This window comes from Gryllotalpicola daejeonensis (genome assembly GCF_039538145.1).
Lineage (GTDB): Bacteria > Actinomycetota > Actinomycetes > Actinomycetales > Microbacteriaceae > Gryllotalpicola > Gryllotalpicola daejeonensis.
Genome location: NZ_BAABBV010000001.1, coordinates 2,561,980 through 2,582,993, shown reverse-complemented (window position 1 = coordinate 2,582,993; position 21,014 = coordinate 2,561,980). Strand labels below are relative to the sequence as shown.

The 21,014-nt window shown below is 68.3% G+C and carries 18 protein-coding genes and 1 tRNA gene; 5 read left to right on the top strand and 14 right to left on the bottom strand.

Annotated elements, in window-relative coordinates:
- Window positions 1-17 precede the first annotated feature (17 nt).
- From ABD736_RS12525 to ABD736_RS12500, 6 genes are all read right to left on the bottom strand, one after another.
- Window positions 18-1,859: a glycoside hydrolase family 13 protein gene (locus ABD736_RS12525; RefSeq protein WP_344792114.1), complete on the bottom strand. Its 1,842-nt coding sequence runs from the start codon at window positions 1,857-1,859 to the stop codon at window positions 18-20.
- An 88-nt stretch (window positions 1,860-1,947) separates the two neighbouring features.
- On the bottom strand, window positions 1,948-3,558 hold the full coding sequence (locus tag ABD736_RS12520) for an alpha-amylase family glycosyl hydrolase (protein WP_344792113.1): 1,611 nt from the start codon (window positions 3,556-3,558) through the stop codon (window positions 1,948-1,950).
- A complete protein-coding gene (locus ABD736_RS12515; protein ID WP_344792112.1) occupies window positions 3,555-4,334 on the bottom strand; it encodes a TraX family protein in 780 nt (259 codons plus the stop codon). The genes ABD736_RS12520 and ABD736_RS12515 overlap by 4 nt, the downstream gene beginning before the upstream one ends.
- A 23-nt stretch (window positions 4,335-4,357) precedes the next feature.
- Complete coding sequence (locus ABD736_RS12510; RefSeq protein ID WP_344792111.1) at window positions 4,358-5,314, bottom strand: sugar ABC transporter permease; 957 nt, start codon at window positions 5,312-5,314, stop codon at window positions 4,358-4,360.
- Window positions 5,311-6,729: a carbohydrate ABC transporter permease gene (locus ABD736_RS12505; RefSeq protein ID WP_344792110.1), complete on the bottom strand. Its 1,419-nt coding sequence runs from the start codon at window positions 6,727-6,729 to the stop codon at window positions 5,311-5,313. Before ABD736_RS12505 ends, ABD736_RS12510 begins: the two co-directional genes overlap by 4 nt.
- 88 nt (window positions 6,730-6,817) lie before the next feature.
- Window positions 6,818-8,062 (bottom strand): extracellular solute-binding protein, encoded by a 1,245-nt coding sequence (locus tag ABD736_RS12500; protein WP_344792109.1) that lies wholly within the window; start codon window positions 8,060-8,062, stop codon window positions 6,818-6,820.
- Here ABD736_RS12500 and ABD736_RS12495 point away from each other — a divergent pair.
- The 3 genes from ABD736_RS12495 to ABD736_RS12485 are packed head-to-tail and all read left to right on the top strand — an operon-like array spanning window position 8,046 to window position 11,123.
- Window positions 8,046-8,297 carry a hypothetical protein gene (locus ABD736_RS12495; RefSeq protein WP_344792108.1) on the top strand — a complete coding sequence of 84 codons (252 nt, stop codon included), beginning with the start codon at window positions 8,046-8,048 and terminating at the stop codon, window positions 8,295-8,297. The genes ABD736_RS12500 and ABD736_RS12495 overlap by 17 nt on opposite strands.
- Window positions 8,298-8,336: 39 nt before the next feature.
- Window positions 8,337-10,004, top strand: a complete 1,668-nt coding sequence (locus tag ABD736_RS12490; RefSeq protein WP_344792107.1) for a glycoside hydrolase family 13 protein — start codon at window positions 8,337-8,339, stop codon at window positions 10,002-10,004.
- 9 nt (window positions 10,005-10,013) lie between these two features.
- On the top strand, window positions 10,014-11,123 hold the full coding sequence (locus tag ABD736_RS12485) for a LacI family DNA-binding transcriptional regulator (protein WP_344792106.1): 1,110 nt from the start codon (window positions 10,014-10,016) through the stop codon (window positions 11,121-11,123).
- A gap of 85 nt (window positions 11,124-11,208) precedes the next feature.
- Here the strand turns inward: ABD736_RS12485 and ABD736_RS12480 are convergent, their stop codons facing one another.
- From ABD736_RS12480 to ABD736_RS12455, 6 genes are all read right to left on the bottom strand, one after another.
- Complete coding sequence (locus tag ABD736_RS12480) at window positions 11,209-12,606, bottom strand: MBL fold metallo-hydrolase (protein ID WP_344792105.1); 1,398 nt, start codon at window positions 12,604-12,606, stop codon at window positions 11,209-11,211.
- On the bottom strand, window positions 12,603-13,433 hold the full coding sequence (locus tag ABD736_RS12475) for a carbohydrate ABC transporter permease (RefSeq protein ID WP_344792104.1): 831 nt from the start codon (window positions 13,431-13,433) through the stop codon (window positions 12,603-12,605). Before ABD736_RS12475 ends, ABD736_RS12480 begins: the two co-directional genes overlap by 4 nt.
- Before the next feature lie 101 nt (window positions 13,434-13,534).
- On the bottom strand, window positions 13,535-14,857 hold the full coding sequence (locus ABD736_RS12470) for an ABC transporter substrate-binding protein (protein WP_344792103.1): 1,323 nt from the start codon (window positions 14,855-14,857) through the stop codon (window positions 13,535-13,537).
- Entirely contained in the window at window positions 14,854-15,834 is a 981-nt protein-coding gene (locus ABD736_RS12465; protein WP_344792102.1) for a carbohydrate ABC transporter permease, read from the bottom strand. The genes ABD736_RS12470 and ABD736_RS12465 overlap by 4 nt, the downstream gene beginning before the upstream one ends.
- 196 nt (window positions 15,835-16,030) lie before the next feature.
- Window positions 16,031-16,993 (bottom strand): M23 family metallopeptidase, encoded by a 963-nt coding sequence (locus ABD736_RS12460; protein ID WP_344792101.1) that lies wholly within the window; start codon window positions 16,991-16,993, stop codon window positions 16,031-16,033.
- A 166-nt stretch (window positions 16,994-17,159) separates the two neighbouring features.
- The gene (locus ABD736_RS12455; RefSeq protein WP_344792100.1) at window positions 17,160-17,987 is read right to left on the bottom strand and encodes an inositol monophosphatase family protein; all 828 of its coding nucleotides are present in this window, start codon (window positions 17,985-17,987) and stop codon (window positions 17,160-17,162) included.
- A 452-nt stretch (window positions 17,988-18,439) separates the two neighbouring features.
- Between ABD736_RS12455 and ABD736_RS12450 the strand changes: the two genes are divergently transcribed.
- A complete protein-coding gene (locus tag ABD736_RS12450; RefSeq protein ID WP_344792099.1) occupies window positions 18,440-18,808 on the top strand; it encodes a DUF805 domain-containing protein in 369 nt (122 codons plus the stop codon).
- Between the two features lie 51 nt (window positions 18,809-18,859).
- On the opposite strand, the gene ABD736_RS12445 is transcribed toward ABD736_RS12450, so the two are convergent.
- Window positions 18,860-18,944 (bottom strand) — tRNA-Tyr (locus ABD736_RS12445).
- Between the two features lie 123 nt (window positions 18,945-19,067).
- Here ABD736_RS12445 and ABD736_RS12440 point away from each other — a divergent pair.
- Window positions 19,068-19,556, top strand: a complete 489-nt coding sequence (locus tag ABD736_RS12440; RefSeq protein WP_344792098.1) for a YajQ family cyclic di-GMP-binding protein — start codon at window positions 19,068-19,070, stop codon at window positions 19,554-19,556.
- Between the two features lie 25 nt (window positions 19,557-19,581).
- Here the strand turns inward: ABD736_RS12440 and ABD736_RS12435 are convergent, their stop codons facing one another.
- Entirely contained in the window at window positions 19,582-20,943 is a 1,362-nt protein-coding gene (locus ABD736_RS12435) for an FAD-dependent oxidoreductase (protein WP_344792097.1), read from the bottom strand.
- Window positions 20,944-21,014 lie beyond the last annotated feature (71 nt).

Here is a 21,014-nt window from a genome sequence, read left to right as displayed (position 1 = left end):
GCCCGGTCGGAATGCGCCTAGGGCGCCACCACTCCGGGCAGCTTCCACATGGTGAACGAGATGCCGTCTGCGGCGAGTTCGACACCCGCCTCGCCGTCGCCTGCCACGAGCCGCCCTGGCCCGAACAGCAGTTCCGCCCGGCCGCCGCCGAGCACCGCGTCCGCCGCGAGCCGCAGCCGATACGGTGCCCGTGACGCGACGCACAGCACCGACTCCTCCGCGTGCTCACGCACGTAAACGAGCACGTCATCGCCGGCGTGCAGCCACCGCATGCCGCCGTCGGTCAGCGCCACGTGCTCGCCGCGGCGCGGCATGAGCTCGCGGTACATCGCGAGCACCTCTTCGCCCTGGGGAGTCACCCGGCCCCACGGCATCGGCTCGCGCGAGGCCTCGCCGTCTTCGCCGACGAGACCGAACTCGTCACCGGACCAGATCACCGGCATCCCCACGAACGTCGCAGCCAGCCCGACGGCGACCGGCAGCGCGCCCGCGCGCGCGTTCGTCGCGAAGCGCGGCACATCGTGCGTGTCGAGCGCGTTCATGTTGCCGAGCCGCGAGCGCCACGGGAAGCCCGCGCTGAAGTGCCGGTGCGCTTCGAAGAACTGCCGCCCGGTGTAGCTCGGAATGACGCCGGTCGGCTGCCCGAAGTAGCTCGACGGCGCGTTCGGCTCGGAGAGCCAACCCCACAGGGGGCGCGTGAAGTTGGCATACGTCATCGCCCCCTGCCAGCCGTCGCCCTGGAAATCCGCCGCGCCGTCGTTCGTGTGCTCGCCGAGCAGGATCGTGTCGGGGTTCACCTCGTCCATCGTGCGGCGCACGGTCTGCCGCACCTCGGCGTTGAAGTCGTCTGCGAGGTAGCGGCCGGTCATGTTGGCCACGTCGATGCGCCACCCGTCGAGATTGAACGGATGCTTGAGCCAACGACCCACGACCGACTCGGTCCCCTCGATGAAGCGCCGGCGCAGTTCCTTCGAGCCCCAGTTGAACTTGGGCAGGCTCTTCACGCCGAACCAGCCGACGTACTCGGTGTGCTCGTCGTTCAGCCAATAGAAGAACTCGCTCTCGGGCGCCTCGGGGTTCCCGTAGGCCGCCTGGAACCACTCATGACCTGCGCCGCAGTGGTTGGTGGTGAGATCGCCGATGATGCGCATGCCGCGGGCGTGCACCGCCTCGACGAGGCGGATCAGCGCCTCGTCGCCGCCGAGCAGCGGGTCGACGTGGTTGAAGTCGCTCGCGTCGTAGCGGTGGTTCGAGCGGCCGGCGAAGAACGGCGTCAGGTACACGACCGTGACGCCGAGCGACTGCAGGTGGTCGAGGTGCTCGATGACGCCGTCGAGGTCGCCGCCGTAGAACTGCCGGCTGCGGCCGGGCGGCAGCACGTCGACGCGCTCGTCCCAGCGTGCGGCGATGGCCCACTCCGGCAGGGCGCGGTCGTTCGCGGCATCCGATCTCGCGAAGCGATCCGGGAAGATCTGGTACATCACCGACTCGCGCAGCCAGTGCGGCGGCTCCGGATAGATCGCGAGCTTGAAGTCCTCCGCGTCGCGCGTCTCGGTCTCGTGGACGCCCGTCGCGTTGATCCAGAACGCCGCGTCGTCGGCGCGCACGACCAGCCAGCGATAGGGCTGAACCGGATTCTCGACCTCGACTTCCGCCTCCCACCAATCCCAGCCGGCGGCGCTTCCGACGAGCTGCGCCGGCACAAACTTCGGCTCGTGGTCGGGGTTGCTGCGCGCGAAGACCGACTTCACCTCGCCGAAGCCGTGCGGCACGCGCAGACGAACCGTGACGGTTTCGCCGAGGCGCGGGTACGGGTTCGAGACGTGCAGGGGTGAGCCGTCGTGGTGGGGGTGGTGCATGAAGGTTCCTTGAGTTGGTGAATCGTGCCGTGCGAGCGCGGCACGGGGGGGCGAGGCGGTGGGCGAGACGGCCGGGGGCGCGTGGCGGTCAGTGAACGCGGATCACCGCGATCGCCCCGGCGGGCAGGGTGAGCCGATGGCCGGACAGCGTGGGCTTCTTCGATCCGCTCGTGAGCAGATAGTCGGCGAGCTTCGCGCCCGAGGGAATGCCCATCGCGGCGAGGTGTTCGGTGTGCGAGCTCGTGTCGAGGTTCTCGAGCACGTAGATCGTCGTTCCCTGGTACGCATCAGAGAACGCCAGCACCGCTTTGTCGCCGGCTTGCAGCGCCGTGTAGTTCCCGCGCGCGATGCCGGGGTACTGCGCCTTGAGCGCGAGCACGTCGTGGTAGAAGCTCAGCAGCGAGTTCGGATCCGTGAGCTGGTGGTCGACGGGCACGACCGCGCTCTCGTCGTAGGTCCCGCCGGGCGGTGCCTTGGTCGTACCCGTGCCGCCCCTCGCCGACCACACCATCGGCATGCGCTTGTTGGGGTCGGTTCCCGCGCCCAGCATCCCGATCTCTTCGCCGTAATAGAGGAACGGGCTTCCCGGCATCAGCAGATAGGTGGCGGCGGTGAGCTTCTCTGCGGGCAGCTTGCGCAGCAGGTACCCTGCGGGCCGCGGGTTGTCGTGGTTTGAGATGAACGGCGCATCCATCGCATCGGGGTTCGCGGCGTGGATCGTCTGGTTCCACTGCTGCGTCGCGGCGGCGAGGGCGGTTCCGTCCTTGGCTCGGAGGTCGGCGTTGATCGTGCCGTCGACGAGCGCGAAGGGGTAGTTGAAGAAGTCGGCGCCGCTCGCGTAATAGGAGGTCAGGGTCGAGGCATCCGTCCACGCCTCGCCGACGACGTACGCGTCGGGATCGGCCGCTCGACTCGTCTTCGTCAGCCAGTCGATGAACTTGGCCGCCGCCGCCTGGTCGTGCGGGTAGTACGACGTGGTGGCGTCCAGCCGGAACCCGTCGGCGCCCTTCCCAAGCCAGAACTTCACGATGCCGGCGATCTCGGTGCGCACGGCCGGGTCGTCGAGGTTGAGGTCCGGCATGTCGGGCGAGAACGCCGCCGAGTAGTAGATGTTCGTCGACCCGTACTGCGCATAGCCCGGCTCCGGCGTGCGCGCGAAGCGGTAGTAGTCGATGTAGGGGCTGGATTCGCCCGCCTGCAGCGCGGCCACCGCTTTTTTGAACCACGGATGCTGCGACGAAGTGTGCTGCACGACGAGATCGAGCAGCACGCGAATGCCCTTCCGATGCGCCGCGGCGGTCAGAGCCTCGAAGTCGGCCAGCGTGCCGAACGACGGGTCGACGCCTTCGAAGTCCGTGATGTCGTACTTGTGATACGAGGGCGATGGGCTGATCGGGGTGAGCCAGATGCCGTCCGCCCCGAGATCGTCGCGGATGTACGAGAGCTTTTCCGTGACACCCGCGAGGTCGCCGACCCCGTCGCCGTTCGAGTCGTAGAAGCTGCCGACGAAGATCTCGTAGTAGTTGCGGTAGGCGTCGGAGCTGGCGGGGACGGCAACTGGGGCTGGGGTCGGGCGCGCCGAGGCTGCGGAGGCGGCAGGACTGCGCAGCGCTTCCGGGGCACCCGACGAGCCGCACGACGTGAGCGCAACGGCGGCGAGCAGAGCGGTGACCGCGGCGGCGATGCGGCGCGCCCTCACGAGAGCACCCCGATCAGGCCTGCCACCAGGAGCCCGAGCGGATAGAGGCCGTAGAGCAGGTCGCGCGGGAAGAGCGGGAAGAGCGGCGAGCCCGCGGCGACAGCGGAGTCGCCGGCGATGGAATCAGCAGAATCAGCCGTTGCGCCGTCGCCGCTCTCATCGCGACGGAAGTGCAGCAGCAGCATCCCCAGTGCCGGAAAAATCAGCGCGAGCGCACCGAGCGTCCCGCCGACCATCATCATCGTGTTCTCGCGCGAGTGCAGGAAGTAGAAGACCAGGCAGAAGAGCAGCAGCACCACGCCCATCGGCACGATGCCGAGACGCACCCCGACATCGAAGATCACGAGCCAGAGGATGCCTGCGATGCAGACGAGCACGGCGACGCCCGCGTTCCGCCGCGGGCCCCTCAGCAGATGGTCGAGCGCCCACATCACGATGAAGCCGATCAGCAGCGCGAACACCGGGTTCTGCGAGCTCGGATCCCACGCCCGACCGCTGGTTGCGAGGTCGTACGGCAGCTCGGTGACGACCGCGAGCAGCGCGAGCCACAGCGCGTAGCGCCCGCGGCGCTGTGCGCGGCGGAACCCACGCCACAGCAGCCACGCGAAGATCGGAACGGCCGCCCACGACACCGCCTCGAGGAGCACCACGCGCGTCAGCGTCGACATGTCGACGGCGCTGCCCGCCGCGGGGGTCTGTGCGACGGCGATCGCCGACGACACCGCGCCGAGCGCGACCAGCACGAAGCCGACGACCCGCAGCCGGGCCGCCGACACGCCTCGCGATCTCACAACCCGGCTCAGCCCTTGACCGAGCCGGTCATCGACGACTGGTAGAAGCGCTGCATGATGATGAACAGGATCGCGATCGGGATCGAGATGAGCACCGCGCCGGCCGCGAACCGCGTGTACCACTCGGCGATGTACTCCTTCTGCAGCATCTGCCAGAGCCCGAGCGACACCGTGTAGTTGCCCTGCGTCCGCGCGATCGCCTTGGCCAAGACGAAGTCGAGCCAGGGCGTCAGGAACCCGACGATCGCCTGGTAGACCATCATCGGCTTGGTGATCGGCAGGATGATGCGCGTGAAGACCTGCCACCGCGTGCAGCCGTCGAGCACCGCGGCCTCATCCATCGACACCGGAATGGTGTCCATGAAGCCCTTCATCACGTAGAAGCCCGCGCCTGACCCGGCCGAGTACACGAGGATCAGGCCGACCGACGTCGCGGTCGAGCTTCCGGTGAGGCCGAGCGCCTTGAGGATGAAGTAGATCGCGACGACCGCCATGATCCCGGGGAACATGCCGAGCACGAGCGCGGTGTTCATGAACGGGCGCCGCAGGCGGAACCTCAAGCGGCTCATCACGAAACCCACGCTGAGCACGAAGATCAGCTGGATCGCGCAGACGAAGATCGCGATCACCAGGGTGCGCACGAACATCTGCGGGAAGTTCATGACAGAGGTGTCGGTGAACAGCTTCACGTAGTTGCTCAAGGTGTACTGCGTCGGGAAGAACGTCGTCGTGAACGGCAGCGTGTTCTTGTTGAAGCTCTCCATGAAGATCCACACGATGGGGATCAGCCAGAAGACCGCGAGCACACCGAGGAACACGTGAGTGGCGGTGTCGGCGGCGAGGCGCCGACGGCGTGCACCGCCCGTGACCACGGCGTGAGAGCGCGACGCGGCCGCCGGCGCATCGCTCACGACGGCGCTCGCCTGCGCGGTCGGGGCGGAGGCTGGAGTCGGGGTCGAGGTCACTGCAGTTCCTCCTCGTTCTTGTACGAACCGGTATTGCGGTAGGTGATCAGCGCGGTGACGCCCAGCACGATGAACGTCATGATGCCGATCACGGCGCCGACGTTGTAGTTGCCCTGGTCGACCGTGAGCTTGTAGAGCCAGGTGATGAGCAGGTCGGTCTGGCCCGCAGAGTCACCGACCCGGGTCGGCGCGCCATTGGACAGCAGATAGATGACGTTGAAGTTGTTGATGTTCGCCGTGAACGTGACGATCAGATACGGCGTCAGCACGAAGAACACGTACGGCAGAGTGACGTTGCGGTAGAGCTGCCACCAGTTCGCGCCGTCGAGGCGTGCCGCTTCGTAGAGCTCGCCTGGGACGTTCTGCAGCACGCCGGTGATCTGCATGATCGTGAACGGGATGCCGATCCAGAGGTTGACGAGGACGACGGTCCCGCGCGCCCACCACGCGTCGGTGAAGAACGGCAGCGAGTGGTCGATCAGCCCCCAGCTCTTCAGCATCTGGTTGACGATGCCCTGGTCCTGCAGCATCTGGTTGATCACCAGCAGCGAGACGAACTGCGGCACGGCGATCGACATCGAGAACAGCGCGCGCCACATGTTCTTGAGGCGGGTGCCACGGCGAAGGATGAGCATCGCGATGCCCATGCCGAGGAAGAAGTTGAGGAAGGTCGCCAGCACGGCCCACACGAGCGTCCACGCGAGCACCCGCAGGAAGAGCCCGAGGTCGACGCCGGCAGCTGCGGAGCCGCTCGGCGAGAGCACGGTCACGAAATTGCTCAGGCCTGCCCAGTTGAAGGCCACCGGGTGGTTCTTGTCGAAGGTCGTGAAGGCCATCGAGATCATGAAGACCAGGGGCAGGATCGTGAACACGACGATGCCCACGACCGGCAGTGCCAGCAGCGACTGGTGCGCGCGTTCGTCACCGAGCTCGCGGGCGTCGTCGCGAAGTGACGGCGCCCGACCGGTGGTCTCGGCGAGGACCTGCGCACGGTAGGCGCTGCGGACCGCCGTCGACCAGAGCAGGAGGAACGCGGCGACCACGAACACCCAGGCGATGCCGTAGAGGAGCCTCGCCACAGAGTTGGTGGGGTTGACGTTCACGAAGTTGCCGTCGGCGTCCCAGTGCTGGCCGCCCTTGGTGACCGGTCCCAGGTTGCCGAGGCCCGCGAGCTGACCGAGCCCCTTGGTGACGAAAAGGACGAGGAATCCGATCTCGACGATCAGGAACATCGCGCCCTTGGCGTACTGCCGGCGTGCCAGGTTGCCGAGGCCCATCACCACGGCCGAGCCGCGGGTCAGCAGGTCGCCATACCGGAAGGCCGCGATGAGGCCGGTGTCGGCCGCTCCCCGGGGCGACGGGCGCGTATCTCCGCGCGGCGTGTCGGCGCGCTCCGCCACGACCGTCTGTGTCATTCGTCTACCACCTCATTGTGTGCAGCGACCAGGTCAGGTCTCGGGCCGCCGGTGGCGCACCCGAGACCTGACCAGAGAGTGTCGCGAGCTACTTGTTCATGCTCGCGTTCCATGCCTCCGTCTTCGCGGCGGCATTGGACGCGTTCACATCACCGGACAGGATCGCCTTGCCGAACGCGGCCGTCGGGTCCCAGAAGTTGCCCATCGAGGGCACGGTCGGCTGAAGGATCGACGCGTTCTTGGTCGTGTTCATCTGCGCGACCGCGACCGGGTCGGCCGCGATGGACGACTCGTCCGCGAGCGACTTGTCCGACGGGATGATGCCGCGCAGCGTGTAGTGCGACTTCTGCGCCTTGGTCGAGCCGAGGAACGCCGCGAATTCGGCGGCGGCCTTCGGGTTCTTCGCGTTCGGGTTGAAGGCGACGGCCTTGGAGCCCGCGAAGGCCTTCAGCTGGACCTGCTTGCCGTCGAGCGTGTAGCTGGCCGGCTGAGCCGCTCCGTAGTTCGCGCCGAGCGCCGCTTTGACGGCGGCAGCGTCCCACGAGCCGGAGAAGTACGCGTCGATCCTGCCGTGCTGGAGGCCGGCGAGACCCGAGCCGTTCACGTCGTCGACGAAGTTCTTGTTCTTCACGAGGGTCGTGAGGTACTTGGTCACGTCGGTCGCGCCCTGGCCGGTGAAGCCGAAGCCGGCGGACTCGTCGGTGCCGTCCGCGCCGAACAGCGTGCTGCCGTTGCCGGTGTAGAACGCCGGGAGGTACCACGAGTTGTCGATCGGGAACGCGACCTTGCCCTTGGCGAGCATCGCGTCGAGGTTCTTGGCGTCATCGGCGGTGAACTTCGCGGTGTTGTAGTACATGAACCACGTGTTGGCCGTGTAGGGGACGCCGTAGAGCTTCTTGTCGGTGCCCGTGACGGACTCGGTCATGACCTTGGTGTTCTGCTTCTTCACCTGGGCGACCGAGGCAGGCGGCAGCACGCCGATGGCGTTGGCCTCCACGAGGGTGCCGAGCTGGTCGTTGGCGAACATGTACACGTCGGCCGCCGAGCTCGGGTCCTGCTTGACGGTCGTCGCCGCGTCGCCCTCAGCGACCACTGCGTTCTTCCACGTGATCGTGTACTCAGGGTGGGCCTTCGCAAACGCCGCCTCCTGCACGGGAAGCCACGAGTTCGCGTCCGTCTGGTCCTCCTGCGGTCCCCAGACGCTCAACGTCACCGCGGTGTGCTTCGCCGGTGCGGAGCCCTTGTCTGCGGTGCCGCTGTTGCCGCCGCACGCCGTGAGCGACAGCGCGAGCGCCGCCGCGCCGCCGATCAGGTAGATGGAACGTTTCTTCATTGCGAAGTTCTCCTTCAGTGCATGTCTTGTCGTGCCGGCTCGACGCCGAGCCGCACGCGTCGCGCACACCGGCTCTGGTGCGCGCGAGACGTTCATTGCTGTGGTCGCTGTGATCGCCGACGACCGTGTCGGCTGGAAGCGTTTTCATTCCTACCACACGCGAAAAGCGCTTCTCAATCACGATTTGACCCCATTTCGCGCCGAACCGGTTCAGCCCAATGGCCACTTTGCGTAATCGTTTGCACACCGAAGGCGGTGGCATAAAGTGAGGGCTATGACAGACGCTCAATGGTGGCGCTCAGCCGTGATCTACCAGATCTATCCGCGTTCCTTCGCCGACTCGAATGGAGACGGCATCGGGGATCTTCCCGGCATCACCGCACGCCTTTCGGCCGTGCGCGACCTGGGCGCCGACGCGGTCTGGCTCTCGCCGTTCATGACGTCGCCGCAGCGCGACGCGGGTTACGACGTCGCGGACTACACCGACGTCGATCCCGTCTTCGGCACGCTCGACGACGCGAAGGCGCTGATCGCCCGTGCGCACGAGCTCGGCCTGCGCGTCATCATCGACCTCGTCCCGAACCACACCTCCGACCAGCACAAGTGGTTCCAGGCGGCGCTCGCCGCCGGTCCCGGCTCGCCGGAGCGCGACTGGTACATGTTCCGCGAGGGCAAGGGTGAGAACGGCGCGCTGCCCCCGAACAATTGGGAGTCCGTCTTCGGCGGCTCCGCCTGGACGCGAGTGACGAACCCCGACGGCACCCCTGGCCAGTGGTACCTGCACCTCTTCGACGAGTCGCAGCCCGACCTCAACTGGCAGTCCCCGCTGGTGCGCGCCGCCTTCCGCGACATCCTGCGCTTCTGGCTCGACCTGGGGGTCGACGGGTTCCGCGTCGACGTCGCCCACGGCCTCGTGAAGGCCGAGGGCCTGCCCGACTACACGCCGCCGAAGTCGGCCGGGTCGATGGGTGGCCGGCCCGGCGCCGAGGACGACGAGGACGAGCCCGAGCTCGCGCCCTACTGGGGCCAAGACGGCGTGCACGAGATCTACCGCGAGTGGCACCAGGTGCTCGCAGAGTACGACGGCGACCGCGCCCTGTGCGGTGAGGCCTGGGTCGAGCCGCTCTCGCGCCTCGCGCTCTGGGTGCGCCCCGACGAGATGCAGCAGACCTTCAACTTCACCTACCTCGAGACGCACTGGCAGGCCGAGACATTGCGCGAGGTCATCCGCGACTCGATCGACGCCTTCGCCGCCGTCGGCGCGCCGTCGACCTGGGTGCTCTCGAACCACGACGTCGTGCGGCACGCCACGCGCCTCGCAATCTCGTTCGAGAACCAGCAGGGCGCCGGCCTCGGCCCGCGTGACCTCAAGCGCCTGCCCGAGCGCCACTTCGCGCTGCGCCGCGCACGCGCTGCGACGGCGCTGATGCTCTCGCTTCCCGGCTCCGCCTACCTCTACCAGGGCGAAGAGCTCGGCCTTCCCGAGATCGTCGACCTGCCCGACGAGGTGCGTCAGGACCCGACGTGGTTCCGCACGGGCGGCGAGCGATACGGGCGCGACGGATGCCGCGTGCCGATCCCGTGGGAGGCGGATGCCCCTGCGTACGGGTTCAACAAGACCGGCGCCTCCTGGCTGCCGCAACCCGAGCTGTGGGCCGAGTACGCGCGTGACGTGCAGGAATCCGACCCGGCTTCGACCCTGTCGATGTATCGCGAGCTGATCGACCTGCGCGCGCAGTACGGGCTGGGCGCGAACGCCGACATCGAGTTGCTCGACGGCTTCGGCGAGGACGTGATCGCGCTGCGCAACGGCGAGGTCACCGTCATCGCGAACCTCGGCAGCTGGGATCTCTACCTGCCCGACGGTCGCGTGCTCGGCGCGAGCGCCCCGGTCGGCCGGAACCTTCCGCCCGACACCACCGCCTGGCTCATCACTGCCTAGGAGTCTCAGATGACCGACACGCTGCCGGGCGCGGTCGGCGGAGCGTCGGCTCAGCCGCCGACGCAGCCGCCGGTGCCCCCGCGCCCGGCGAGCGCGGGCTCTCTCGGCATCACCGATGTCGCGAAGCTCGCCGGCGTCTCGGCGGCGACGGTCTCACGGGCCCTCAGCGGCAATGGGCGTGTCTCTGCGGCCACGCGCGCGAAGGTCGAGCGCGTGGCCCAAGAGCTCGGCTACGTCGTCTCGTCGAACGCGTCGAGCCTCGCCTCAGGGCGCACGCGCAACGTCGGGGTCGTCATTCCGTACCTCAACACCTGGTACTTCTCCACGCTCGTCGAGGGCGCGGCGGCGACGCTGCGCGAGCGTGGGTACGACCTCACGCTCTACGTCCTCGACGGGGGCGGCGCGCAGGCTCGCGAGAGCGTCTTCGAGAACTTCCTGCTGCGCAAACGCGTCGACGCCGTGCTCGCGGTCGCCCTCGAGCTGACAGACGACGAGGTCGCCCGTCTGCTCACGCTCGGCAAGCCGCTGGTGTGCGTGGGCGGGCTCATCCCGGGCGTGCGCAGCCTCGTCATCGACAACGAGCGCGTCTCGGCGCTCGCGACCGAGCACCTGATCGGCTTGGGGCACACGCGAGTGGCGCACGTCGGCGGCGCGGTCGAGCTCGACGCCGACTTCCACCTCGGCTCGGCCCGCCGCCTCGGCTACGACACCGCCATGGCCCGACACGGGCTCGCCACGGGCGACGACCTCTACGCCGCAGCCGACTTCACGATGCAGGGCGGCTACCACGCCGCCAAGCAGCTGCTGGGGCGCCCCGACGCCCGACCGACGGCGATCGTCGCGGCGTCAGACGAGATGGCGATCGGATGCCTGCTGGCAGCTCGCGACCTCGGCTTGAGCGTGCCGCGCGATGTCTCCGTGATCGGCGTCGACGACCACGAGCTCTCGCCGTTCTTCGGCCTCACCACGGTCGCGCAGCACCCCGATGTGCAGGGGCGGCGGGCCGTCGACGTGCTCATGACCGAGCTGCAGCCGCATGAGGGCGACAGCGCGCTGCAGATCGACCTGCCCTACGAGCTCGTGGTGCGGTCGACGACGGCACGGCCGCCAGCGCCGTGACCGCAGGTCACCGATTCGGCCTCACCCGGCGCGACCCGCCGGTGCCGGCGCCCGAATCTCCCGAATCGGTGACCCGCCGGCCAGCTCAGCGCCCCGGCACCGCCTCGCCGTCGAGACCGTAGCGCACGCCGTACTCCGCGATCACGCGGCGCGTGCCGCTCGGCACCTGCAGCCGCCGCGGGCTGAAGCTGTGGATCGGGAACACGACCCGCGGCGCGACCCGCTCGACCATCGCGTGCAGATCGTCCGCGGTCGCGTGCCCGCTCGAGCCCGCGAAGCGCAGCTCGACGCCCAGCTTCGCGAGCCACGCGGTGAACGGACGCCACCACGTGTCGAAGTCGCCCAGCGGCTGCCCGTTCGAGTGCAGCAGCACGTCGCCGGGCACGAGCGGCAGGTCGAGCAGACTGGGCAGGTCGTGCGGGTCCGGCATGACGACGAAGCGCTCGGGCGCGGCCTGCACCTCGCCGAGCGAGACGGTCTCGACGGGGAATCCGTCGGCCTGCGCCTGCGCGACCGCCTCGAGATGCCCGCACGCCTGCGGGCGCGAGGCGTCCCACGTGACGATGCCCTGCCACCCCAGCCGCGCGAACAGCGCTGCGACCCGGCCCGGCCAGACCAGCGTTCGCCCCGCCTCACGCGCCGCAAGGGCGAGCTGCATCGCGCGGCCCACGTTGCGCGGGTACAGGGCGATGAGAACCAGTCCGGATGCCTCGGCCAGCGCGCCGCGGAAGCGATCCACCACGTCCCGCTCACTCGTCGGCGTGTCCCCCTGCGGCTCCCACGACAGGGCCGTGCCCTCGGTGATCAGGACGTCGACACCGGCGACGGCAGCGGTGAAGTCGTAGCTGAGCTCGGCCTCTTCGCCGTGGAAACGCAGGTCGCCCGTGAACGCGATGCGGCCCTCGGGGGTCGTGACGAGGAATCCGCAGGCTCCAGGGACGTCGTGATCGACCGGCAGCGCCTGCACGGTGAGGTCGCCGACCGTCACGGGCGCCCCGAATTCGATCACGCGCCAATCGGGCTCGACGCCGCCCAGCACGCCCTCGCCCGACGCGGCGAGCGCGCGCAGCAGCTCGACGGTCGTCCCCGTCGCGTAGATCGGCACCGACGGCCGCACGAAGCCGACGAGCCCCATGTGGTCGAGGTGGGCGTGGCTGATGAACAGTGCGTGCGGCCCTGCGGCATCCGCCATCAGCTCCTCATCGGCGACATCGTCGCCGAGCCAGCGCGCGTCGTACACGCCGGGCAGGCGCGGCGCCGCGCCGATGCGCAGCAGGTCGGCGAGCTCCCGCCCGTGGCGGCTGCCGAGGCCGACGGGCGCTGCCATCAGGTCCTCGCCGTTCGGGATGTCGAGGCCCATGTCGAGCTGCACGCGCGAGTCGCCGTGCCGCACGACGATCTTCGACGAGCCGATGACGCCGAGCCCGCCGTAGAACTCGATGGTCGTGCGAGGCGGGCGCCCGGTGGGATCGGCATGGGTCATCTGACTGCTCCTGAGGTCGAATAGAGGCCGGTCACGAAGTACTTCTGAAGGAACAGGAAGAGCACGACGATCGGGATGGTGGTGAAGACAACGGCGGCCGAGAGCGTCGTCCAGTCGGTGCCGTTCACGCCGTAGAACGCGTTCAGGCCGACCTCGATGGGGCGGATCGAGTCGGAGGTGGTCATGATGTACGGCCACACGAACGAGTTCCACGCGCCCATGAACGTGTTGAGCCCGACGAGGATCAGCGACGGGCGCGCGAGCGGGCCGGCGATCTGGAAGGCCAGGCGCACGGGGCCGGCGCCGTCGAGCTGAGCGGCCTCGAAGATCTCGCTCGGGATCGAGAGGAAGAACTGCCGCAGCAGGAAGATGCCGAAGACGGATGCCCCGAACGGCAGGATCTGGATCCAGTAGGTGTCGAGCAGGTGCAGCCGCGAGGCGATCACGTAGTTCGGAATGATGAGCACCGTCTGCGGCACCATCATCACGGCGAGCACGAGCAGGAAGAGGGGCGTGCGCCCGAGGAAGCGCATGCGGGCGAAGGCGAACCCGGCGAGGACCGACGTCACGAGCACCAGGGCGACGGTGCACGCCCCGATGAACACGGTGTTGACGAAGTACCGCACCCACGGCGCCGCCGACCAGGCGCGGGCGTAGTTCGCCCACTGCCAGGCCGGCCACAGTCTGGGTGGGAAGCGGTAGACGTCGCCGTGGGTCGACAGGCTGGTGATCAGCACCCACAGCAGCGGGGCGAGGAACGCCAGCCCGACGATCACGGCGACCACCGCCGCGATGGCGCGGCCCCGCCGGGTTCGACTTCTAGACATTCAGTTTCTGAACATTCAGGTTCTGGGTTTGCAGGTTCTGGGTTTGCAGGTTCTGGGTTTGCAGGTTCTGGGTTTGAGCGAGAACGGATGCCTGCGCAGGTCTACTGCGCCGCAGCCATGGCCTTCTCGGCCTTGTCCTGCGCGTCCTTCAGCGCCGCCTCGGGGGTGGCGTTCCCCGCAAGCGCCGACTGCAGGGCGGCGGCGAGGTCACCCGACGCCTCTTCGACCCACGCGTACGGCGGGGTCGCCGAGGAGTTGGCGAGGTCCTGGCTGGCGAAGGTGACGTACGGGTTCTTCGCGATGTAGGTCTTCATGTCGTCGAGCTCGAGGGTCTTCGGATTCACGGGCAGGTAGCCGGTGGCCTGCGCCCACTCGCTCTGCGTCTCGGCCTCGGTGAGGAACTGCATGTACTTCCAGGCCGCGGCCTTCTGGTCGTCGGTCGCCTTGTTGAACATCGCGATGTTGGTGCCGTTGATCTGGTTCACGCGCGTTCCGTCAGCGGCGCTCGGCACCGGCGCGACGGCGAGGTCGAACTTGCCGCCGACGGCCTGCTGGTCGTAGTAGAAGCTCGTCGACGTCGAGATGTCGAAGACGCCCTTCTGCGCGCCGAGTGCGGTCTCGCCGGGGTAGTTCGTGCCGGTCTGCACGGCGCCGGCCTTCTTCAGGTCGACGAGCGTGGTGAGCGCCTTGACGGCGGCGTCGGAGTCGAACTGCGGGGTGCCGTCCTCCTTGAACACCGGCGTGCCGTTCGCCTGAGCCATGAGCTCGTAGACGGTCGTGCCGCCCGCGGGGCCCGACGACGAGCCCGGGTCCATCGGCAGCGCGACGACGCCGTCCTTCGACACCGCCTTGGCGACCGTCGCGAAGTCGTCCCAGGTCTTGGGCGCCTCGACGCCCGCGGCCTTCAGCAGCTCGGGGTTGTAGAACGCGACGACGGTGCTCGCGTTGAACGGCCACATGTAGAGCTTCTTGTCGATGTAGAGGCTGTTCTTGATGCCCTTGTAGAGGCCGTCGGTCGCCGACGGGTCGGCCGCCGCGTAGTCGGTGAGCGGTTCGAGCACATCGGACTGCGCGTAGGCGGCGGCCCAGTCGCCATACACCTGCGCGATGGTCGGCGGGGTTCCCGCGGTGACGGCCGCGTCGACCTTGGTCTTGAGCGTGCCGTAGTCGGGCTGCGCCTGCAGAGTGACGGTGATGTTCGGATTCTTCGCCTCGAACTCCTTCGTCACCTTCTCGAGCTCGGTCTTGAGGGCGCCGGAGGCCATCGCCTCGGCGAACGTGATCGTGACCTTCTTGTCGGGCGACAGCGTCGGCGCGCCCTTCGACGAGTCGGCTCCGCCGGCGGAGCCGCTCGAGCAGCCGGTCAGGGCGACGGCGGCGATCGCCGCGCCGGCGATGACCGCGGTGATGGTGGTGCGCTTCATGGGTTGGCCTTTCGCAGGGATTGGGTGCGTGGTTTGGTGCGTGGTTGGGAGCGTGGTCGGGAACGTGAGAGTGAGCGAGTGAGAGAGCGGGGCTCAGCAGCGCCGCCCTGCAGGCGAAGTTGCAGGATGCTGAGCGCCGCGGTGACGAGGAAGAGCACGACCGCGAGCGCGGCGGCATAGCCCGTGTTCGAGAACACGAAGGCCTGCTGATACAGCTGAAAGCCCAGGGTCGCGGTCGTGTAGCCGGGGCCGCCGCGCGTCAGCACGAAGAACTGCGTGAACGCCTGCAGGCTGCCGACCGACTCGATCAGCAGCACCAGCGTCACCACGGGGCGCAGCTGCGGGAAGGTGACGTGCCAGAACTCCTGCCAGCCGTTCGCGCCGTCGAGCTTCGCGGCCTCTGCGAGCTCGGTCGAGATTGTCGTCAGCCCACCGAGGAACACCACGGTCACGAATCCGAGCTCATGCCACAGCGAATAGATGAGCACCGCGGGCATCGCCCAGTTCGAGTCGCCCAGCCAGTCGATGTTCTTGTGGCCGGTCGCGTGCACCACCAGGTTGGCGAGGCCGAACTGCGGGTTGAAGATCCAGACCCACACGAGCGAGGTCGCGACGATGGGAGTCACATGGGGAAGGAAGACCATGGTGCGAGCGGATGCCAGCGCGCGGCCGCCCCGCGCCAGCAGCAGCGCCAGCGCGAGACCGATGGCCGTTCCGCCGATCACCATGCCCGCGACGAAATAGAAAGAGACGCCGAGCGTCGACCAGAAGCTGGGAGTGCCCGCGCCCGTGAAGACGGTTTTGTAGTTCTCGAGCCCGATGAACTGCGACATCGCCGGGTTGAACTTGTTCCACTTGAACAGCGACAGCGCGAACGTGTAGGCCGTCGGCCCGATCGAGAAGACCAGGAAGATCAGCAGCGCCGGCAGCACGAAGAGGTAGGCGATCGGGGAACGCAGAGTTCCCCATGACGACAATCGCACGGTGCTACCTCGAGGCTGTGGCGGTGGCGCCGGATGTTGCATCGAGCGCCCCTGGCCCGCGGCCAAGATTCGACCGTACCCCGGGGGCCGTTACGAAAGTAAGACCTGCCCGTGTCTCAGAGGTGAACTCTGCTGAGCGCGAGCGTTGGCGGGAGCGTCGGCGGGAGCGTCGACTCGGGTGTGCGTCGGGCTACGCTGCGCCGGCGTGCGCGCGGAGCCACGCGAGCGGGTCGACGGCCTGGCCGTCTTCGTGCAGCTCGAAGTGCAGGTGCGCGCCGGTCGAGATACCGGAGACGCCGACGTTGCCGACGATGGTGCCCATCGCGATCTTCTGGCCGACGTGCACCTTGATCGACCCGGGTGCCATCTCGCAGTAGAGGCTCTCGATGTGGTGGCCGTCGATGGTGCCGTGGTCGACGACGACCTCGATGCCGAGCGAGCTGTGCGGGTCGGAGACCGTCTTGGTCACGGTCCCTGCCGTGATGTTCTGGATGGGCACGCCCGCACCAGGATCGAAGTCGACGCCCTTGTGGAACGTCGAGGCGCCCTCCATTGGGGCGACACGGGGGCCGAAGCCGTACGAGATCGGCGAGTTGAACGGGAACGGCCACTCGATGCCGCCGCTGCCCGCGAGCGGGGCGCCCGGCTTCACGAGCGTGCTCGAGTACGTGTCGCGGACGGCCGCGGGAGCCGAGCTCGACACCGATGCCTGCCAGGCCTGCAGCTGTCGGTGGCCCTGCGCGCCGGTTGCCGTCGCCGAGGCGGCCGTGGCGCTCTGGCCGAGCGCGAGCATCGGCACGACGCTCGTGACGGCGAGGCCGATGGCGAAGAGGAAGGCTGCGATGGTCAGCGGCTGGGAGTGGCGCTTCCCACGCTTCTGCGGCGCCGTGACGCTCGGCTCGCGCCGTGCGGCAAGCGGAGCGGGCACCGACGCCGACGAAGGTGCGTCGACCGGAGCCGGTGCGAACGGCGCGGGATCCTCCGCCGCCCTCGCCCAGCGATTGCTCGCGTGCGCTTCGGCAGCCGCCTCGCGCACCGGCCCGACAGCCGCCTCGCGCACCGGCCCGCGCTGGCCACGCCGGCGCGTGGCACGCGAGCGCTCGAGCTCGCGCAGAGCGCGCCGGGTTTGCGGCTGCGGGGCGGTTTCGTGCACGGGGGTATCGACTTCTACTGCGGGGGCGGGCTAGGGGTCGCGCGGCGGTTCCACGCTGCAACGAGCGGAAAACCGATTTCGTTACCTTACCGTGACAACCCTGAGAGGCTGCAACCCTTCTTTCGGGGCACTGTGCGATCAGGCATCCCGCGGCACAATGCAACGCTCAGAACGCGGCGCCGAACTCCTCGAGAAGGGGCTCGAGCTGGGCGAACAGCGCAGGCTCCGCGGCGAGCGTGAGCAGCGCGCCAGCGGGGGCGCCACCCAGCCCGGCGACGCGCGCGCCCGCTTCGGCGGCGATCAGGGCGCCTGCGGCGTGATCCCAAGGGTGCAGCCCGCGCTCGTAGTAGGCGTCGACGCGGCCGGCGGCGACGGCACAGAGATCGAGTGCCGCAGAGCCGAATCGCCGGATGTCGCGGATGAGCGGGATGAGGCGGGTGAGAGCGGATGCCTGGCGCTCACGTCGCTCTGCCGTGTAGCTGAACCCCGTCGCCACCAGCGCGGTCGCGAGGTCCTTGCCGGGGGCGACCTCGAGACGCCGCTGCCCGCGCGGGTCGTTGAGGAAGGCGCCGCCGCCGCGAATCGCGGTGTACACCTCGCCGAGGACGGGGTTGATCACGACGCCGGCGAGCGCGGTCCATTCCGCGGGGTCGGTACCGCCCTCGACGGCCGCGATCGACACCGCGTAGTCGGGGATGTCGTAGAGATAGTTGACCGTGCCGTCGATCGGGTCGACGACCCAGGTGACGCCCGAGGTCGAGGCGTCGCCTTCGCCGGACTCCTCGCCGAGGAATCCGTCGCCGGGCCGCGCGTCGGCGAGAAGCGATCGGATCAGCTCCTCTGACTCGCGGTCGGCCTCGGTGACGACGTCGACGGGCGAGGACTTGAGCGCCGCGACGGCGACGCCCTCCTGGCGCTTGCGCCGGATCAGCTCGGCGGCGGCCAAGGCGGTGGAGCGGGCGATCTCGAGCAGCTCGTCATTCGCGTGCGTCACGTCACAGAGCCTAGGCGAGCGGCGGGCGCGGCCCTATGGCTCGCGAGAGAGTGCGGCACAGGCATCCGTTAACACCGGATTCATAGGCGGGCACAACGTCTCTGCCAGTGACGCGGGCCAACGTGGATGTCGATGTCGGTGTGCGTGACCGGCATTCCTCCATAGCGGGCGGGCCCGGTGAGATGTGCGACTCACCCGGGCCCGCCGTTCTTTAATCGCGCGTCACATCCGCGCGCCACTCTGTTGTGCGAGGCACGACCGCCTCTAATCTGGGCCGCGAACGCCCCGGCTCGCGGGGCGCCGATGGAGGTCCGTAGATGTCCAACGTCCCACCGCCCCCGCCGCCTGGGCCGCCCCAGCCGCCGCAGCCGCCGGTGGCCCCGCCACCGCCGCCACCCGGTTACGGAGGGGCGCCCGGCTACAGCACTGCAGGCGGCGAGCCGCCGCTCCACTTGCCGTACTATGGTGCGCCGCTGCCCGTCGCGGTTCAGCGCTTCTTCACGAAATACGCCGTCTTCTCGGGTCGTGCGAGCCGTGCTGAGTACTGGTGGTGGTTCCTCGTCTCGTACCTCATCAACATCGCGCTGAGCAGCCTCAGCCGCATCGACGGTGCAACCGGCACGACGTTCGACGTCATCTCGGGCATCTGGGGTCTCGCGATCATCGTGCCCTCGCTCGCCCTTCTCTGGCGCAGGTTGCATGACGCGAACCACAGCGGGTGGAACTTCTTCTGGGTGTTCCTGCCGATCATCGGCTGGATCATCCTGCTGGTCTACGTGATCCAGGGCCCGAAGCCCGAGGGCGCGCGTTTCGACAGCTGACCCACCAACGAGAAAGCCCCGGCAGATCTTGCGTCTGACCGGGGTTTTCTTTGGTGGCGAGTGAGGGATTCGAACCCCCGAAGGCTAAGCCGGCTGATTTACAGTCAGATCCCTTTGGCCGCTTGGGTAACTCGCCATTGACGCTTTCGACCGCGTGTATTCACCCGATCGAAGGCGCCTGCCAATGTTACCTGCGGCTTGCGCTCGCACGAAATCGAGATCGGGTGCGGCATCCCCCGCCCGCCCTAAGCTGGAACGCATGGCAGATTCTTCCTTCGACATCGTCTCCAAGGTCGACAAGATGGAGGCCGACAACGCCGTCAACCAGGCCAGGAAAGAGATCGAGCAACGCTACGACTTCAAGGGCGTCGGCGCGTCGGTGGAGTGGTCCGGTGAGCAGCTGCTGCTCAAGGCCAACTCCGAAGAGCGCGTGAACGCCGTGCTCGACGTGCTGCAGTCGAAGCTCATCAAGCGGGGCATCTCGCTGAAGTCGCTGGATGCCGGCAAGCCGTTCCCCAGCGGCAAGGAGTTCCGCATCGAGGCGAAGCTCAAGAACGGCATCGAGCAAGACGACGCGAAGAAGATCTCGAAGATCATCCGCGACGAGGCGCCGAAGTCGGTCAAGAGCCAGATCCAGGGCGACGAGTTGCGTGTCTCGTCGAAGTCGCGTGACGACCTGCAGGCCACCATCGCGCTGCTCAAGGGCAAGGACCTCGAGGTCGACCTGCAGTTCGTGAACTTCCGGTAGGCGGAGCGTCCGCCGGGCCCCGCGACTACCCTTCGCGGCGCGAGACGCGCACCATCTCGTCGCGGTCGACGACCTTGATGCGCGCACGGCCCTCGGGCTCGCCGAGGGCGATCTCGTGCTCGTCGAGCGCGTGCCAGCCGTCGAGGTTGGTGTAGCGGATGCCGCGCGACTCGAGCAGCTCGACGACCGAGTCCTCAGACGGCGACGCGGGTGACCACCAGTTGGCGACGTCGTTGATGAGGTGCTCCACGGTCTCCATCGCGTCCGACTTCGTGTGCCCGATGAGCCCGACGGGGCCGCGCTTGATCCAGCCCGTGGCGTAGACGCCGTAGACCTGCTCGTTGTTGTCGGGGTTCACGACCTGGCCCTCGTGGTTCGGGATGACGCCGTGCTTCTCATCGAACGGCACCCCGGGCAGCGGCGAGCCGAAGTAGCCGACCGCGCGGTAGAGCGCCTGCACCGGCGTCTCGCGGATCTCGCCGGTTCCGACGACACCGCCCTGACCGTCGGGACGAGTGCGCTCGTACTTGAGGGCGGAGACGCGGCCCGAGGCATCCGTCACCACTTCAATCGGCTTCGCATAGAAGTGCAGGTGCAGGCGGCGGCTGGCTGCGCCCACCTCGCGCTGCCGCCACGACTGCAGCACGCGGTCGATCACCATGATCTGCTTGTTGCCCGCGACGGATGCCTGCGCGTGCTCGTCGTAGTCGAAGTCCTCGTCGTACAGGATCATGTCGACGTCGCGCAGCTCGCCGAGCTCGCGCAGCTCGAGCGGCGTGAACTTCACTGAGGTCGGGCCGCGGCGACCGAAGACGTGCACGTCGGTGACCGGGGATGCCTTGAGCCCCTCGTAGACGTTGGCGGGGATCTCGGTCGGAAGCAGGTCCTCTGCGTGCTTCGCGAGGATGCGGGCCACGTCGAGGGCCACGTTGCCGTTGCCGATCACCGCCACCTCGCGGGCGTCGAGCGGCCACTCGCGCGGGTAGTCGGGGTGGCCGTCGTACCAGCTGACGAAGTCGGCCGCGCCGTAGGAGGCCTCTGCGTCGACGCCGGGGATGCGAAGCTCTGCGTCGCGCACGGCGCCGGTGGCGAAGATGACCGCGTTGTAGTGCTGCTTGAGGTCGTCGAGCGTGATGTCCTCGCCGAAGCGCACGTTGCCGAAGATGCGGATGTCGCCGCGGTCCAGCACGTCGCGCAGCGCCGTGATGATGCCCTTGATGCGCGGGTGGTCGGGGGCGACGCCGTAGCGCACGAGGCCATAGGGCGCCGGCAGGTGGTCGAACAGGTCGATCGACACGTCGAAGCTGCGCTCGGCCTTGAGCAGGATGTCCGCAGCGTAGATGCCGGCCGGGCCGGCGCCGACGATCGCGAGTCGCAGCTTGGTCATGCGTGTGCTCCTTGGGTGGTTCTGATGATGTGGTTTGCGTCCCCCGCCGACGCTTGCGCTCTCAGGCCCGG